General features: G+C 51.2%; 17 protein-coding genes. All 17 read right to left on the reverse strand.

The features are described from left to right. Positions 1 to 21 precede the first annotated feature (21 nt). On the reverse strand, positions 22 to 1,722 hold the full coding sequence (locus tag BJU60_RS03325; RefSeq protein WP_070327469.1) for a proline--tRNA ligase: 1,701 nt from the start codon (positions 1,720 to 1,722) through the stop codon (positions 22 to 24). Positions 1,723 to 1,753: 31 nt separating this feature from the next. Continuing rightward, a complete protein-coding gene (rseP, locus tag BJU60_RS03330) occupies positions 1,754 to 3,004 on the reverse strand; it encodes an RIP metalloprotease RseP (RefSeq protein ID WP_070327470.1) in 1,251 nt (416 codons plus the stop codon). 16 nt (positions 3,005 to 3,020) lie between these two features. Next, complete coding sequence (dxr, locus tag BJU60_RS03335; protein WP_070327471.1) at positions 3,021 to 4,166, reverse strand: 1-deoxy-D-xylulose-5-phosphate reductoisomerase; 1,146 nt, start codon at positions 4,164 to 4,166, stop codon at positions 3,021 to 3,023. A gap of 13 nt (positions 4,167 to 4,179) precedes the next feature. Further along, the gene (locus tag BJU60_RS03340) at positions 4,180 to 4,977 is read right to left on the reverse strand and encodes a phosphatidate cytidylyltransferase (protein WP_070327472.1); all 798 of its coding nucleotides are present in this window, start codon (positions 4,975 to 4,977) and stop codon (positions 4,180 to 4,182) included. Position 4,978: 1 nt separating this feature from the next. Continuing rightward, a complete protein-coding gene (locus tag BJU60_RS03345; RefSeq protein ID WP_070327473.1) occupies positions 4,979 to 5,716 on the reverse strand; it encodes an isoprenyl transferase in 738 nt (245 codons plus the stop codon). Between the two features lie 83 nt (positions 5,717 to 5,799). Next, positions 5,800 to 6,360 carry a ribosome recycling factor gene (gene frr, locus BJU60_RS03350; protein ID WP_035385902.1) on the reverse strand — a complete coding sequence of 187 codons (561 nt, stop codon included), beginning with the start codon at positions 6,358 to 6,360 and terminating at the stop codon, positions 5,800 to 5,802. Continuing rightward, on the reverse strand, positions 6,357 to 7,082 hold the full coding sequence (gene pyrH / locus BJU60_RS03355; protein ID WP_070327474.1) for a UMP kinase: 726 nt from the start codon (positions 7,080 to 7,082) through the stop codon (positions 6,357 to 6,359). The genes frr and pyrH overlap by 4 nt, the downstream gene beginning before the upstream one ends. Before the next feature lie 109 nt (positions 7,083 to 7,191). Next, on the reverse strand, positions 7,192 to 8,073 hold the full coding sequence (tsf, locus tag BJU60_RS03360) for a translation elongation factor Ts (RefSeq protein WP_070327475.1): 882 nt from the start codon (positions 8,071 to 8,073) through the stop codon (positions 7,192 to 7,194). Between the two features lie 120 nt (positions 8,074 to 8,193). Next, entirely contained in the window at positions 8,194 to 8,934 is a 741-nt protein-coding gene (rpsB, locus tag BJU60_RS03365; protein WP_021067146.1) for a 30S ribosomal protein S2, read from the reverse strand. A gap of 152 nt (positions 8,935 to 9,086) precedes the next feature. Next, entirely contained in the window at positions 9,087 to 9,446 is a 360-nt protein-coding gene (locus tag BJU60_RS03370) for a hypothetical protein (protein WP_070327476.1), read from the reverse strand. Positions 9,447 to 9,458: 12 nt separating this feature from the next. Beyond that, positions 9,459 to 10,229: a FliA/WhiG family RNA polymerase sigma factor gene (locus tag BJU60_RS03375; protein ID WP_035385905.1), complete on the reverse strand. Its 771-nt coding sequence runs from the start codon at positions 10,227 to 10,229 to the stop codon at positions 9,459 to 9,461. A 12-nt stretch (positions 10,230 to 10,241) separates the two neighbouring features. Next, positions 10,242 to 10,727 (reverse strand): chemotaxis protein CheD, encoded by a 486-nt coding sequence (locus tag BJU60_RS03380; protein ID WP_070327477.1) that lies wholly within the window; start codon positions 10,725 to 10,727, stop codon positions 10,242 to 10,244. Beyond that, the gene (locus BJU60_RS03385) at positions 10,720 to 11,319 is read right to left on the reverse strand and encodes a chemotaxis protein CheC (RefSeq protein WP_070327478.1); all 600 of its coding nucleotides are present in this window, start codon (positions 11,317 to 11,319) and stop codon (positions 10,720 to 10,722) included. The genes BJU60_RS03380 and BJU60_RS03385 overlap by 8 nt, the downstream gene beginning before the upstream one ends. Continuing rightward, complete coding sequence (locus BJU60_RS03390; RefSeq protein ID WP_070327479.1) at positions 11,309 to 11,740, reverse strand: chemotaxis protein CheW; 432 nt, start codon at positions 11,738 to 11,740, stop codon at positions 11,309 to 11,311. The genes BJU60_RS03385 and BJU60_RS03390 overlap by 11 nt, the downstream gene beginning before the upstream one ends. A gap of 12 nt (positions 11,741 to 11,752) precedes the next feature. Further along, positions 11,753 to 13,729 (reverse strand): chemotaxis protein CheA, encoded by a 1,977-nt coding sequence (locus BJU60_RS03395; RefSeq protein WP_070327480.1) that lies wholly within the window; start codon positions 13,727 to 13,729, stop codon positions 11,753 to 11,755. Positions 13,730 to 13,748: 19 nt separating this feature from the next. After that, complete coding sequence (locus tag BJU60_RS03400; protein ID WP_070327481.1) at positions 13,749 to 14,588, reverse strand: MinD/ParA family protein; 840 nt, start codon at positions 14,586 to 14,588, stop codon at positions 13,749 to 13,751. Next, positions 14,567 to 15,661, reverse strand: a complete 1,095-nt coding sequence (locus tag BJU60_RS03405) for a GTP-binding protein (RefSeq protein WP_070327482.1) — start codon at positions 15,659 to 15,661, stop codon at positions 14,567 to 14,569. The genes BJU60_RS03400 and BJU60_RS03405 overlap by 22 nt, the downstream gene beginning before the upstream one ends.

Below are 15,661 nucleotides of genomic sequence, written 5' to 3' on the forward strand. Positions count from 1 at the left end.
AGAAACCGTCACCTTCATCGATCAATGCGTCTCGTTGAGCTGCGCGACAATCACTTGCTGCAACTCCTCTACCGTCGTTTCAATTACTTCGCCCGTAGCACGGACTTTCACTTCGACGATGCCTTCGCCGGCTTTCTTCCCGACGTTGATGCGAATCGGCAAGCCGATCAAGTCAGCGTCGGCAAATTTGACGCCGGCCCGTTCTTTGCGGTCATCGTACAATACATCATACTTCGACGATAGTTCATCGTAAAGTCGATTCGAAAGTTCGAGTTGCGTCTCGTCTTTCGCGTTGATCGCGATCAAATGCAGATCAAACGGTGCGACACTCTTCGGCCAAACGATGCCGCGGTCGTCGTGGTGCTGTTCGACGATCGCCGAAAGCGTCCGCGAGACACCGATGCCGTAACAACCCATGATGAGTGGTTCCGCCCGGCCTTCTTCGTTCAAGAACGTCGCGCCCATCGCTTCTGAGTAACGCGTACCGAGTTTGAACACTTGACCGACCTCGATCCCACGTGCGAACCGGACTGGGCCAGATTCGTCCGGTGCCAAGTCGCCTTCGACGACGAAGCGGAGGTCGTGATACGTCAAGTGCGACAAGTCGCGTTCTGCATTGACGTGCATGAAGTGCGTGTTCGCAACGTTGGCGCCACATACCGCATCGACTAAATATTTAACGGCGTAATCGGCGACGACTTTGACCGGTGCGTTGATCGGTCCGAGCGTCCCTGGTTCACAGCCGAACAATTCAATGATCTTCGACTCGTCTTCCATTTGGATATCGAGTCCGCCGAGGGCGTTCTTCACTTTGACATCGTTCGCTTCGTGATCGCCGCGAACGATCGCCATGACCGTCTCGCCGTCGACGTTGAACAACACCGACTTGATCGTCGTGTTCGTCTCCACGCCCAAGAATCGCGCCACGTCTTCGATCGTCTTATGCTCTTTCGTATCGACTTGATCGAGCTCGAGCACAACACCCGCTTGCATGTCGTAACGGTCAAGCGTTTCCGCCATCTCGATGTTCGCCGCGTATGACGACGAGTCCGTGTAGACGATCGTATCCTCACCGATTTCGGCGAGCGCCTGGAATTCGTGCGTGTCTTTCCCGCCAATCGCTCCTGAATCGGCCACGACCGGACGATACTTCAAACCGGTGCGGTCAAAGATGCGCGAATAAGCGTTGTACATATTGTCGTACTCTTCGTCCAAATCAGCCTGTGTGGCGTGGAACGAGTAGGCATCTTTCATCAAAAACTCACGTCCGCGTAATAATCCGAACCGCGGACGACGCTCATCGCGATACTTCGTCTGAATCTGGTACAAGTTGACCGGTAACTTCTTATACGAGTTCAACTCGTCACGGACGATCGACGTGATCAACTCTTCGTGAGTCGCTCCAAGTGCGAAACGGCGGTCATGACGGTCCGTCAAACGCATCAGTTCAGGTCCGTAGATGTCCCAACGTCCCGTCTCTTCCCATAGCTCAGCTGGTTGGATCGCCGGCATGAGCAGTTCTTGCGCCCCGGCACGGTTCATCTCTTCACGGATGATCGTTTGAATATTTTGTAACACACGATGACCGAGTGGTAAATAAGAGTAGATCCCCGCTGCATTTTGTCGAATAAATCCACCGCGCACGAGAAGTTGATGGCTGACAGCTTCAGCGTCAGCAGGAACCTCTCTCAAAGTAGGCATAAGCAATCTCGATTGTTTCATAAATATCAACGTTTCCCTTCTCTAACACAGTCTATTTGAAAAATGATTGGATATCGTTCCAAGTGACGATGAGCATGAGCAGCATAAGCAGGGCAAATCCGATAAAGTGGACGAACCCTTCTTTTTTTGGATCGATCGGTCGACCACGCACTGCCTCGAACAACAAGAAGATGAGTCGTCCCCCGTCAAGCGCCGGAAGTGGCAACAAGTTGAAGATCGCCAAGTTGACGGATAACAGTGCCGTCCAGTTGAGCAACATGACGAAACCGCTCGCCGCCACTTCGTCGGTCATGCGGACAATCCCGACCGGACCTGCGAGTTGATCAACTCCGACTTGGCCGGTCACTAAATCACCGACCGCAGAGAAAATCAATGTCGACATCGTCCACGTCGTCTCAGCTCCTGTTGTGAACGCTTTTGTCGGTGATCGCTCGAGCGCATTTGTCACGCCAAGGATACCGACCGTCTCGCCATTTTGTTCGACTGCTTGAGGTGTGAGCGTTACCGTTTGTTCCTCACCCGCCCGAATATAGGTCACCTCGGTCGGTGTATCGGCACGATCGGCCAAGACCGTTCGAAGATCGAGCCAGTTATCAATCGTCTCACCCTCGATCGAGACGATTTCGTCTCCGGTGACGAGCCCGGCTTGATCAGCCGCTGAATCCGGTTGTACCGTCCCGATTTGACCGTCGTCTGTCGGTGTACCTTGCACGAGACCGACAATGACGAGCAAGACGAAAGCAAGGACGAAGTTCATGGCCGGGCCGGCTGCGATCGCGAGCACTCGCTTCCAAACTGACTGCGCTCCGAACGTGCGGTCGTACGGTGCGATTTGAATCTCCATACCTTGATCGACGAGGAGTGTGTCGCGCTCGAGTGGGTACACCCGCACTTCTTCATCGACAAGCAATTGAATCTTCAATTCACGGATCGAATCGAACTTGTCGACCGTGCCGACGACGTGTACATCCGTCGCTTGGTCCGGTTGGAAATAGACGCGGTCGACTGTGCCCGCGCTCGTTAACCGGAGCCCGACTTGTTGACCGGCTTTCACTTCGATCGGCTCGAAATCCTCACCCGCCATCTTGACGTAACCACCGATCGGCAATAAGCGAATCGTATAGAGCGTCTCATTCTTTCTGAACGAAAAGATTTTCGGTCCAAACCCGATTGCAAATTCATGACAGAGAATCCCTGCCCGTTTCGCCATGACGAGGTGTCCCCATTCATGAACTGAAATGAGCACCCCAAACATCAAAACGATGGCGATAAAAGTTTGCATGATCTATTTCCCACCTTCACTTTCGTTGCTGAATTTGTTCACGAACCGATTGATCGACTTGAAGGATCTGCTCAAGCGTCGGTTCTACAATGACTGTATGTGCATCCATCGCTTGCTCGACGATCGATTCAATCTCGACGAACGCAATCTTTCCGTTCAAGAACAAATCGACAGCCGTTTCGTTAGCCGCATTCAACACGGTCGGCATTGAACCACCCTGACGACCTGCTTCATACGCTAGTCGAAGAGCCGGATAGCGATCTAAATCGGCTTCCGCAAAATGGAGCGTCCCGATTTCTCTCAAGTTTAACCGCTTGTTCCCTTCGATTTCAAGCCGTTTCGGGGTAGAGAGCGCATAGAGGATCGGTCCCCGCATATCGGGGTTTCCGAGTTGCGCCATGATTGCGGCGTCTTTAAACTCGACCATCGAGTGAATGATCGACTCCCGATGGAGCACCACTTCAATATCATTATAATCGATATCGAACAACCAGTGCGCTTCGATGACTTCGAGCCCTTTGTTGAACATCGTCGCCGAATCGATCGTGATTTTTGCACCCATCGACCAGTTCGGATGATTGAGCGCTTCTTCGACGGTCACGCTCGCTAATTCAGCGCGTGTCTGATCGCGGAAACTTCCTCCCGAGGCCGTCAAAATGATTTTTGAAACGTCCTCGCGACGTTCTCCGTTTAGGCATTGGTAGATGGCCGAGTGTTCACTGTCGACCGGAAGCAAACTGACGCCGTACTCTTTGACGGCGGCCATGACGAGATGTCCGGCTGTGACGAGCGTTTCTTTGTTCGCCAAGGCGATATCTTTACCGGCTTTAATGGCGGCAAGCGTCGGCTCTAAGCCGACTGCCCCGACGACGGCCGTGACGACCACATCGGCCCGCTCAGCGGTCGCACATTCGATCAACCCTTCGAGTCCGATAAAAAAGAGTGGTTCGTATGTAAGGCGTGGCTTGAGCTGTTCGAGTACCTCGATCGTTTTGGCTGATACGTATTTCGGGCGAAGGCGGTTGATCCATTCCTCGGCTACCTCGACGTTCGTTCCGAACGCGTACGCCTCAAGTTCAAACAAGTCGGGGTGCTGCTCGATCACATCGCACGTCTGTACGCCGATCGAACCAGTCGCCCCGATTAAGCTGATTCGCTTCATCTTGACACTCCTTTTACAACAAATTGAAAATCCAAATGACGGTGAATACCGCGATCATACTATCAAATCGGTCTAAAATGCCACCATGTCCCGGTAATAGATGTCCAGAATCTTTTACGCCAAACTGACGTTTGTACGCTGATTGTACCAAATCACCGAGCTGGCCGACGACAGAAACGACAACCGCTAAGACGAGCACTTCGACGAGCGGTAGGACCGGTTCAATCAAGACATAGACGACACCGACGACCACAGCTGAAACAATACCGCCGACAGCTCCTTCGATCGTCTTGTTCGGGCTGATCGAGGGCCACAGTTTCGTCTTGCCGATTGCTTTCCCCGTGAAATACGCACCCGAGTCGGTCGCCCAAATGATAAATAAGACGAGCAATACTTTCGCCAGCCCGTCTTCAGACAGACGGACGAGGGCAAAGCTTGAAAACCCGATGACGAGATAAACAGCCGAGACGAAATAAAAACTCGCATCTTCATATGTGAAACGGTTTTTCGTGACGACCGTCCAAAAGAGAAGCAGCATTAACCCGAGCACCATCCATTGACTCGTCGAAATCGGAAGTTCACTCGTCAACAACTGCCGTTCTAAGAGCATCATGACGAACGGGAACGCTACGAGCAACGATGTCACGAGGAACGGGAACGCTGTCAGCTTATGTTCACGCATCATCGTAAACTCGCTCAAACCGATCAAAGCGAGCACGCCCATCAAGATGACGAACGGGCTGCCGCCAAGGGCGATCAAGCTGACAAAGATGGCGCCGGCCCAAAGTCCGGTAATAATTCGTGTTTTCATATTACACTCCACCAAACCGACGCGTACGTGTATTGTACGCTTCGATTGCTTCGACGAAGTGCTCACGTTTGAACTCGGGCCACAATACGTCTGTGAAGTGGAGTTCGGCATACGCCCCTTGCCAGAGCAGGAAGTTCGATAACCGTTGTTCACCGCTCGTCCGAATGATCAAATCGACATCTTGCATATTCGTCATGAGCCGCTCTCCGATCATCGACTCGTCGATCTCATCTGGATTGATGTGTCCGGCCGACACGTCGCGCGCAATGTCACGCATTGCTTGGATGAGTTCGTCACGGCCGCCATAGTTCAACGCGAAGACGAGGTCTAACCCCGTGTTCGTCGCGGTACGCGTGCGCGCTTCCTCGACCGCCTCGCGTGTTCCACGCGGTAGTTTCGACACGTCACCGGCAACGAGCACTCTGACGTTTTGTTCGTCGAGTTCTTTTAAGTCGGTCTCTAAAAATTGCTTCGGTAACTTCATCAAAAAATTGACTTCTTCTTCTGGACGCGTCCAGTTTTCAGTCGAGAACGCGTAAAGTGTCAGCGACTTGATGCCGAGCTCTTGAGCCGTCCGGACTGATTCACGGACCGATTTCATCCCTTCCCGGTGACCCATGATGCGCGGGAGCCCGCGTTTCTTCGCCCAACGGCCGTTTCCGTCCATGATGATGGCGACATGTTCGGGGATGCTCAATTCCGCCTCAGTCTTCGTTTTAGGATTCACCCATTTAAACATAGTCTATCCTCCTGATTGTATGAAAGAGGGACCCTTTCAGTAAAAGGGTCCCCACACAGCTTTTTGGTATACCACTTCCGTGATTATACTTCCATGATCTCTTTTTCTTTGACCGCTGCAGACTCATCAATCTTTTTGATGTAAGAATCCGTTAACGTTTGAACGTCGTCCGCATAACCGCGGAGGTCGTCTTCTGTCAAATCACCATCTTTTTCAAGCTTCTTCAAGTTCTCGTTCGCGTCACGACGAACGTTACGAACCGCAACTTTCGCTTCTTCCGCATACTTCTTCGTGATTTTAACGAGTTCTTTCCGGCGCTCTTCCGTCAAGGCAGGGATTGCTAAACGGATGACTGTCCCGTCCGAAGATGGCGACAGACCGAGATCCGCTCTTTGAATCGCTTTCTCGACTTCCGTTACGAGCGACTTGTCCCAAGGTTGGATCAACAAAAGACGAGCTTCCGGCGTGTTGATGTTCGCTACTTGGTTGAGCGGCGTTGGCACACCGTAGTAGTCGACTTGGACCGGGTCCAAAATCGATGCACTGGCGCGTCCGGTGCGGAGCGTCCCAAAATCACGTTTTAATGATGTATGGGCTTTAACCATCTTTTCTTCAGCCGTTTTCATAACTTCGTTTGCACTCATGAATTGCTTCCTCCCACTACCGTCCCGATATGTTCCCCGAGAACGACACGTTTGATATTTCCTTCTTCAAGCAATGAGAATACAATCAGCGGAATATGGTTGTCCATGCATAGTGACGTCGCTGTCGAGTCCATGACTTGGAGACCGTCTTTTAAGACGTCCAAGTATGTGAGTGACTCGTATTTGACCGCATCCGGGACAAGTTTCGGGTCTGCCGAGTAGACGCCATCGACGTTGTTTTTCCCCATTAAGATGACGTCAGCTTCAATCTCGGCTGCCCGGAGCGCTGCTGTCGTATCTGTCGAGAAGTATGGGTTACCCGTCCCTGCTGCAAAGATGACGACCCGGCCTTTTTCAAGGTGGCGCATCGCCCGGCGGCGGATATACGGTTCAGCAACTTGACGCATTTCGATTGATGTTTGGACGCGGGTTTGGACACCGTGTGTTTCGAGGCTGTCTTGAAGTGCAAGCGAGTTAAGTACAGTTGCGAGCATGCCCATATAATCGGCATTGGCCCGGTCCATACCGAGTTCGCTTCCCGTCTTTCCGCGCCAGATGTTTCCGGCACCTACGACGACCGCTACTTCGACGCCCATGGCGACTAACTCTTTAATCTGTCCAGAAATCGAGTTGACGATTGCCGGATCGATTCCGTATCCTTGATCTCCTGCGAGCGCTTCTCCACTCAATTTTAACACAATTCTCTTATATTTCGGTTCCATACTTTGCCTCCTCATGCTTGAAAAAAGGGAACACGCTCCCTTAACGAACTAACTCAAGGTTATACAGACGTGTTCCCAATTTTAATTGCATCATCATACATGACGCAGATTATTTTTTAAGTTGGTTCATTACTTCTTCAGCAAAGTTTTCTTCGCGTTTTTCCATACCTTCTCCAACTTCGAAACGTACGAACGAGTTGATACGGCCGCCTTTAGACTCTACGTATTTTCCAACTTTGAAGTCAGCGTCTTTGACGAACGTTTGGTCGACGAGGCAGATTTCTTCGAAGTACTTGTTCATGCGTCCCGCGATCATCTTCTCGACGATGTTAGCAGGTTTGCCTTCGTTGATTGCTTGTTCAGTCAAGACTTTCTTCTCGCGCTCTGCTTCTTCAGCCGAGACTTCGTCACGTGTCGCGTAAAGTGGGTTAGCTGCTGCTACGTGCATAGCTACATCTTTCGCTACTGACTCATCTGTCGTGCCGTCGATGACGACGACCGAACCGATGCGTCCGCCCATGTGAAGGTAAGTGCCGAATACAGCGTCGTCCGCTTTTTCAAGAACAGCGATGCGACGGAGCGAGATTTTCTCTCCGATTGTCGATGCTTCTTCTTGAATGTGAATCTCAAGCGTTTTACCAGCCACGAATTCAGCAGAAAGTGCTGCTTCAACTGTTGTCGCACCTGAAGCGAGAACCGCTTTCGCCACATCACTTACGAGTGTTTGGAACTTCTCGTTTTTAGAAACGAAGTCCGTCTCTGAGTTGACTTCGACGAGAGCAGCTTTGTTGCCTTCAACCGCTACTGCTGTCAAGCCTTCAGCTGCGATACGATCGCCTTTAGCTGCTGCTTTAGCAATCCCTTTTTCACGAAGGAAGTCGATTGCCGCTTGCATGTCACCGTCTGTTTCCACGAGTGCTTTTTTGCAATCGAGCATACCTGCTCCTGTTTTTTCACGAAGTTCTTTTACCATTGCTGCTGTAACTGCCATCGGAAATTCCTCCTTGTAAAACTTACATTTTTTTAAAATAAAAGCACTAGGCTTCGAATAGACTATTTCCTAAAAAAAGGTGATAAAAGGCTTTCCCTTTATCACCTGTTGTCTAACTGATTACTCAGCTTCTGTAGCTTCAGCTTCTGGAGCTACAGCTTCTTCAGCAACTTCTTCTTCGCCTTGCTTCGCTTCGATGATCGCATCAGCCATCTTAGAAGTGAGCAATTTAACCGCACGAATTGCATCGTCGTTCGCTGGGATAACGTAGTCGATTTCATCTGGGTCACAGTTTGTATCGACAATCGCAACGATTGGGATGTTCAATTTGTGAGCTTCTGCAATCGCGATCCGCTCTTTGCGTGGGTCAACGATGAAGAGAGCGTCAGGAACGCCTGGCATATCTTTGATTCCGCCGAGGAACTTCTCAAGACGTGTCATTTCTTTTTTCAAGATGATGACTTCTTTTTTAGGAAGTACTTCGAACGTGCCGTCAGCTTCCATTTTCTCAAGTTGCTTCAAGCGGTTAATACGCTTTTTGATTGTTGAGAAGTTTGTGAGTGTTCCACCCAACCAACGCTCATTGATGAAGTACATACCTGAACGGAGTGCTTCTTCTTTGATTGTATCTTGAGCTTGTTTTTTCGTACCTACGAAGAGGACGTTTCCGCCTTCTGCCGCGAGTTCACGAACGAAGTTGTAAGCTTCGTCTACTTTTTTAACCGTCTTTTGAAGGTCGATGATGTAGATTCCGTTACGCTCCGTGAAGATGTATTTCGCCATTTTTGGGTTCCAACGACGTGTCTGGTGACCGAAGTGTACACCAGCTTCGAGCAATTGCTTCATTGAGATTACTGCCATGATAAATTTCCTCCTTGTGGTTTAAAAAAGTCCTCCGCCTCGTTCATCGTTGTACTCCGACCTTTCGGCACCGAGGAATACCATCCCGAGACGTGTGTGATGTGTTTAACACCGAAAATTACTATAGCACATGTCGCCGAATCCGGCAACTCTCACTTTTGTCGAAGTTTCGCATAAAGCGCCACTTCGCCTTCCCCTTTTCCGAGGAGACGTGCCGTGTCGCGGACTGAATGACGGAGCAACACCTCTTCGACGCTCGGGTTAACCGCGCCGTCTTCAGACGTTTCAGTTTCTGTCTCGGCGATTTCGACCGAGGTCGGTTTTGACGATTCAGGCGCGTCGTTTTTCACAACATCGCTCATCGATTCCATGAATGACAAGAGCAACGCCTCTGTCTCGCGTTTCTCGCTTTCGAGCCGATTGACGCGTTCGTTCAATGTTTGGATCTGCCGGAACCCGATCAATAGACCATAGGCAATCACGATCCCCGCGATCATCAACACAAAAGTCATCCCTTCACCTCCTCACGATGTCTTCTCTTCTAGATACGAGCGGCCTAGCGCCTGTTTGAGTGTCTTTAACGCCTTCGAATGAATCTGTGAGATGCGGGAAGTCGATAATTCTAACACTTCCCCAATCTCCGTCAATGTCAACTCGTCAAAATAAAATAACGAGACGACAAGACGTTCTTTTTCAGACAGATGATCAATCTCGGTCGTCAGCACGTCGACTAACTCGCGTTGCAACAACGTGTCTTCCGGTTTTTCCGAATCGGGGTCAAAGTACGTGACCGACATGACTTTTCCTTCTTCTTGGAGCGTCACCGCCTCGTCAATCGACAACATGTTCGCGAAATACCCTTCCGCCATCGCCTTTTCGATATCAGCGATCGGAAGCGCGCACGCGTCGGCCAATTCTTCTTTCGTCGGGGCACGGTGCAGCTTTTGCTCGAGTTGTTCGGCGACATGGTCAATCTTCTTCACGCGCTCTCGTACCGAGCGCGGCAGCCAATCGATTTTTCGAAGTCCGTCGATAATGGCACCCCGAATCCGAAAAGCTGCATACGTATCGAATTTATTATTATGTTCCGGATCATATTTCATGAGGGCATCGTACAATCCCATGTAACCCAAACTTTTCAATTCGTCGCGTTCGACGCTCTTTGGGAGCGTCACGATCATTCGTTGCACGTGATAATGGATCAGAAATTCATAATGTGATAATAATTCATTTGCCGTATCCATATCGCGGTCAGTATTCCAACGATCCCACAACTGGGTAAGCTGAGTCGTCATGTCGATCCCCCCTTATAGTTCTTTTGTTCCGATACTCACTGTCCGAATCGATAAGACGCATGTTGCGACGTCAAATTCAATCGTTCGTCCGTTATGCCCACCACAATCCTCGGCGATTAGCGGGATGTGGTGTGCTTTTAAAGCGACGCGGATTGCTTCGGCATTTCGTTCCCCGATGCGCATCGCCGCGTTCTCATATTTGAATTGAAACATTTGAGCCCCACCGGCCATCTTGGCTTGCAGACGTCCTGCCCCGGCCCGTTTGAGTGACTCGACGAGAGCATCGATGGCTGTATCCGCGTATTTCCCGACTTCGATTGTCTGGTGTTTCCTTGCGATCGCCGAATCTGGAAGCATGACGTGTGCCATCGCTGCCACTTGCATCCGGGCATCATACAAGATGACACCGACGCATGAGCCGAGTCCCGCCGTGCGGAGCCGGTTCGGTGCTGTCGTTTGCTTCCACTCGGCAATCCCGATTTTAAGAACTTCAGCCATGGCCAAGCAACCTTCGTTGAATCCGATCTAGCGAGCCGTGCGTTGGTAAGAAGAGCACATGCCCGGCACTCACCTTCTCGTCAATCATGAATGTCGTGTCGATATAGAGCGCGGCATCTTCTTCCGGTTGAACGGACGTGACGACAAACTCGACGATCGATCCGGCCATATCAATCGCGGTCGCTGGCACTTGAATCATGATCGGCGTATTGAGCCAGTCGCCTAACGCTCGCGCGTAAGCCCCGCTCATAATATTACCGATCTCTTCCCACGCCGATTGACCGAGCTCGTTGTTCGATTGGAACGTGAACGGTGAGCCGATCAGCGAAGCCACCATACTCTCCGCATCATCCACCGGGAACATGATCAGGATCATGCCACTGATCTCGCCTCCAAGCTCTAACAGGACAGAGGCCACATGGCGCTCCGGACCACCGACGCGGTCCGGTAAATATGTGATCGGTTCCATTTCAGCAGACGATACCGTGATGTTGACCGGCTTGGCGAGCAGTGTCGAGAGCGCGGTCGCCGCATGTCCAGAACCGATGTTCCCAAGTTCTTTTAACAAATCTTGTTCAAATTCACTCAGCATGTTGGTCCTCGAACAACGCGTTCGCATCGAGAAGCGAGAACAGCTTGTCCTCACCTTTAGCGATCGCCGTCAAGTGTGCCGAGTGCATCTCGTGGCTCGAATCCGGAATCGGTTCGATCCGGACTTCATCGCTCTCGACGACTTCGTTGGCACGATCGACGATAAAACCAGCATCGCCTTGATTCAAAGAAGCGATCAAAATCCGTGTCTCGTCTGTCGGTGCGATTTCTTCATAACCGAGGCGAAGCCTGAGGTCGATGACCGGCGTGACCACACCACGGAGGTTGATGACGCCCTTCACGTGTGCTGGTGCGTTCGGCACCCGGGTGACAGGTTGTAACCGTTCAATCGAACGGACTGATTGGACATCGATTCCGTACGTGTTCGATGCGAGTGAAAACACTACCCATTTTTGTTCCATCTTTCTTCCTCCTTAAAAGAGATCGTTGCTGTCTACGATGAGAGCGACCCGTCCATCTCCGAGAATTGTTGCCCCCGAAATAGCCGGAATGCCTTCGAGATACGTCCCGAGTGGCTTCATGACAATCTCTTGTTGACCAATCAAGTCGTTCACGACGACTCCGACGAGTTTATTACCTTTACGCACGACGACGACCGGGAACTGTGATTTTGTTTCCGAATCGATTCCGAAAATTTCTTTTAAATAAACGAGCGGGACGAGTTGTCCGCGGAAATCGAAGACACGTTCGCGATGGGCCGTCAGAATGTTGGCTTCATCGAGCAATGTCGTCTCGAGAATCGATGACAACGGGATGGCATACGTCTCATCACCCGCTTGGACGAGCATCGCTGAGATGATTGATAACGTGAGCGGTAGACTGACTTGGAACTTGGTTCCTTGTCCGACCACGGTCTCGAGCGTGACGACACCACCGAGCGATTCGATTTTATTTTTGACGACGTCGAGTCCGACGCCACGACCTGATAAGTCTGTGACAACGTCTGCCGTTGAGAAGCCCGGTGCAAAGATGAGCATCGCGAGCTCGTTGTCTGTCATCGACGCCGCTTCTTCGGTCGTGATGACACCACGTTCGAGCGCTTTCGACCGGACTTTATCGACATTGATTCCCGCTCCATCATCTTCGATCTCGATGAAGACACGGTTACCGCCATGGTAAGCACGGAGGGCGAGTCGCCCTTGTTCCGGTTTGCCGGCTTGGACGCGTTTGTCAGGAAGCTCGATGCCATGATCAATCGCGTTGCGAATCAAGTGGACGAGCGGATCACCGATCTCATCGATTACGGTCCGGTCGAGTTCCGTGTCAGCTCCTGAGATATCGAGTTGAACTTTTTTATGAATGTCTTTCGCGACCGAGCGGACCATCCGTGGGAATCGGTTGAACACTTGTTCGATTGGCATCATCCGTAACGTCAACACGAGTGATTGCAGTTCGTTCGTGCCGCGTTTGATTTTCTCGACCGTCTCGTTTAGTTCGGGTTGTCCGACCTCGTCGGCAAGGCGTTCGAGGCGGCCGCGGTCGATGATGAATTCTTCAAACAAGTTCATGAGACGATCGATCCGTTCTAAATTGACGCGAATCGTCTTCGCTTGAGCGACAGCTTGTTCTTTCGGTTCTTCTGCTTCTTGCGCTTTCGGTTTTATTTCTTGCACCGCTACCGCTTCTGCACTCACAGCAATTTCCGGCTCGCTCTCGCTCACGCTCGTAAATACCGAGACGTGGACTGTTTCAACTTCCGACACTTGCGAGACGGCGTGTTCGATGACTGCAGCCGTCTCTTGTGATAAGAACAAGACATCAAACGACAAGTCGAACTGTTCTTGCTCAATCGCTTCCGTCTCAGGGTGGGTCCGGACGACTTCACCGAGCTCTTGGAGCCGATCAAACACCATGTAAGCCCGGGCTGCTTTTAAGACGACGGCATCCGATAACTTAACATGAAGTTGGAACGCCTCAAAACCGGTCTGTTTCGCTTGTTCAATGACCGAATCCGCATACAAGTCGACAGTAAACACCGACGACTCTTCCGCCGTAGCGATTTTTTGTTCCTTACCTCCGATAAACGACTGGAATGCCGAAACCGTCGCTTTGACGTCGACGTTCGTACCAGTTCCACCCGTCTCGATGTCGGCAATCATCGCTTCAATCTGTTCCATCGCGATAAACATCGTATCAAGCAACAATTGGTTGCTCTCTTTTTTGCCTGACCGGACAAGGTCAAGGGCACTCTCCATCTCGTGTGTCAAATTGGCCACGCTTTCGTAACCCATCGTCGCCGACATCCCTTTGAGCGTATGGGCCGAACGGAAAATCTCTTGAACCGCTTCAGCGCTAGCCGTCTGCTCAAATTTCATCAACTGTGTGTTGACCGATTGGATATGCTCTTGTGACTCATCCAAAAACAACCCTAAGTATTCGTTCACGTCCATCTATATTGCCTCCCTGTCGTTAGACTCGCTTCCACTGTTGCCGCAAATTCCCAATCAACCGATCCATGAAGTGCCGTGGCTTCGGTGGTGTACCGGTAAGCGTTGTCAAAATACGCTCGAGCCGCCAGCTAATATCACTCTTTCGGTCAAATTGGTAAAACGGGACTTGGGCGATGACCGCTTTCCTTACAGAAGCGTCATCTGGTAAAAAACCAAGGAACCGAATCGGTTTATTCAAAAACTGTCGGCATGCGACTTCCATCCGTTCGTAACACTGGAGTGCTTCTTCCCCCGACTGCGCCCGATTGACAATGACCCCGATCGGTAAATCCGGACTTTGACGATGCACGAGTTTCGTGTACGCGTAACCATCCATCAGCGATGTCGGTTCTGGGGTCAGGATGAGAAACATCTCGTCACATCCTTCAATGAATCGTAACGATGTGTCCGTTGCTCCTGCTCCCATGTCAAACAGTACGTAATCATAAGTCGTCAGCACTTCAAGTTCACGCATTAAAAATTGCATGTCTGCTTCTGAGAATTGAACTAATGTGTCAAGTCCACTTCCTCCATGTAATATATCGACACCGTGCACGTCTTTCTGAACCGAAGACGCAAGCGGAGTCCGAGTTTTCACAGAATCGACCATCGTTTTAGACTGCGCCGCATTCAAAAGAATGTGCACGTTCGCCATCCCGATATCGAGATCGACGATCAAGACACGCTTTCCGAGTTCGACGAGCCCGATTGCGGTGTTCACGCAGACGTTCGTCTTGCCGACGCCGCCTTTTCCGCTCGCGAACGCGATTGTCGTTGGTGCGACATCCGTCTTCGCTCTTAAACGCCTTGCTTGGTCCATCGTGTCCACCCTTCCTTCTCAAGCATCTTTTGCGTCAAGATGTCTGGGTCGCCGGCGACCATATCGTCCGGCACTTCCTGGCCGTCTGTCAGCCAAGCGACGGGGAGTCCGCTCTCGCGCACCATCCGATACATCGCGTGGATATCACTCGTCTCATCCGCTTTCGTGAAGATGAGCGACCGGAGCGGCAATTTTTCAAACTGTCGGTAAATCAAATCCATGTCTTTCATTTTCGACGTCAGACTGAGCACAAGTGACAAGCTCGTCTCCGAGAAGTCGTGATGGTTATGAAACTGTTCGACGTACGCCTCATCGCGGAAATTGCGTCCGGCCGTATCGATCAAGACGATATCTTTTCTTGCAAACAGTTGTTTCGCCCGTTTAAAGTCGTCAAAGTCATAGGCGACCTCGACGGGGATATTTAAAATCTCGGCGTACGTCTTCAGCTGTTCGATCGCCGCGATCCGGTACGTGTCGGTCGTAATCAAACCGACCGACATCCCTTGGTCGAGCTTATAGTGGGCGGCAAGCTTCGCGAGCGTCGTCGTCTTGCCGACACCGGTCGGACCGACGAGCATGACGTAGCGCAGCGCATCCGGGACCGTTAAAAAGGAACTGCGGATCTGGTCATAGACGTATTGCTCGACGACCTCTAGCGATTTAGTCGTATAGTACAGTTCGTTGATTCGCTCTTCCCACGATTCATTCGTGAACGACTCAGACGCTAAGAGCGACTCGATATGGGTCAGACCCGCTGGCAAACGCCTCTTTTCAGGAACAGGCGTCACCGGTTGTGGAGTGGGTGTAGGTGTAGGTGTAGGTGTAGGTGCAGGAATCGGCTTCGCCTTTGCCTTTGCTTGTTTCGGTTGCAGTTTCGGCTCGGTTCGAGGCTTGACCGTTAGCGGCGCTTTCTCGAGTGCGGCAATCACTTCAACTTCTTGTGAAGCGAACAACCCGAACCATCCTTTCTTGACTTGGCGAGAATTTAAGATGACAGCCTCGTCGCCGAGCTCTTGTTTCACTTTCGCCATCACTTCGGACATCGTCTTGCCTGTATATTTTTTAATTTGCAT

This window comes from Exiguobacterium aurantiacum (genome assembly GCF_001766415.1).
Taxonomy (GTDB): Bacteria; Bacillota; Bacilli; order Exiguobacteriales; family Exiguobacteriaceae; genus Exiguobacterium; species Exiguobacterium aurantiacum_A.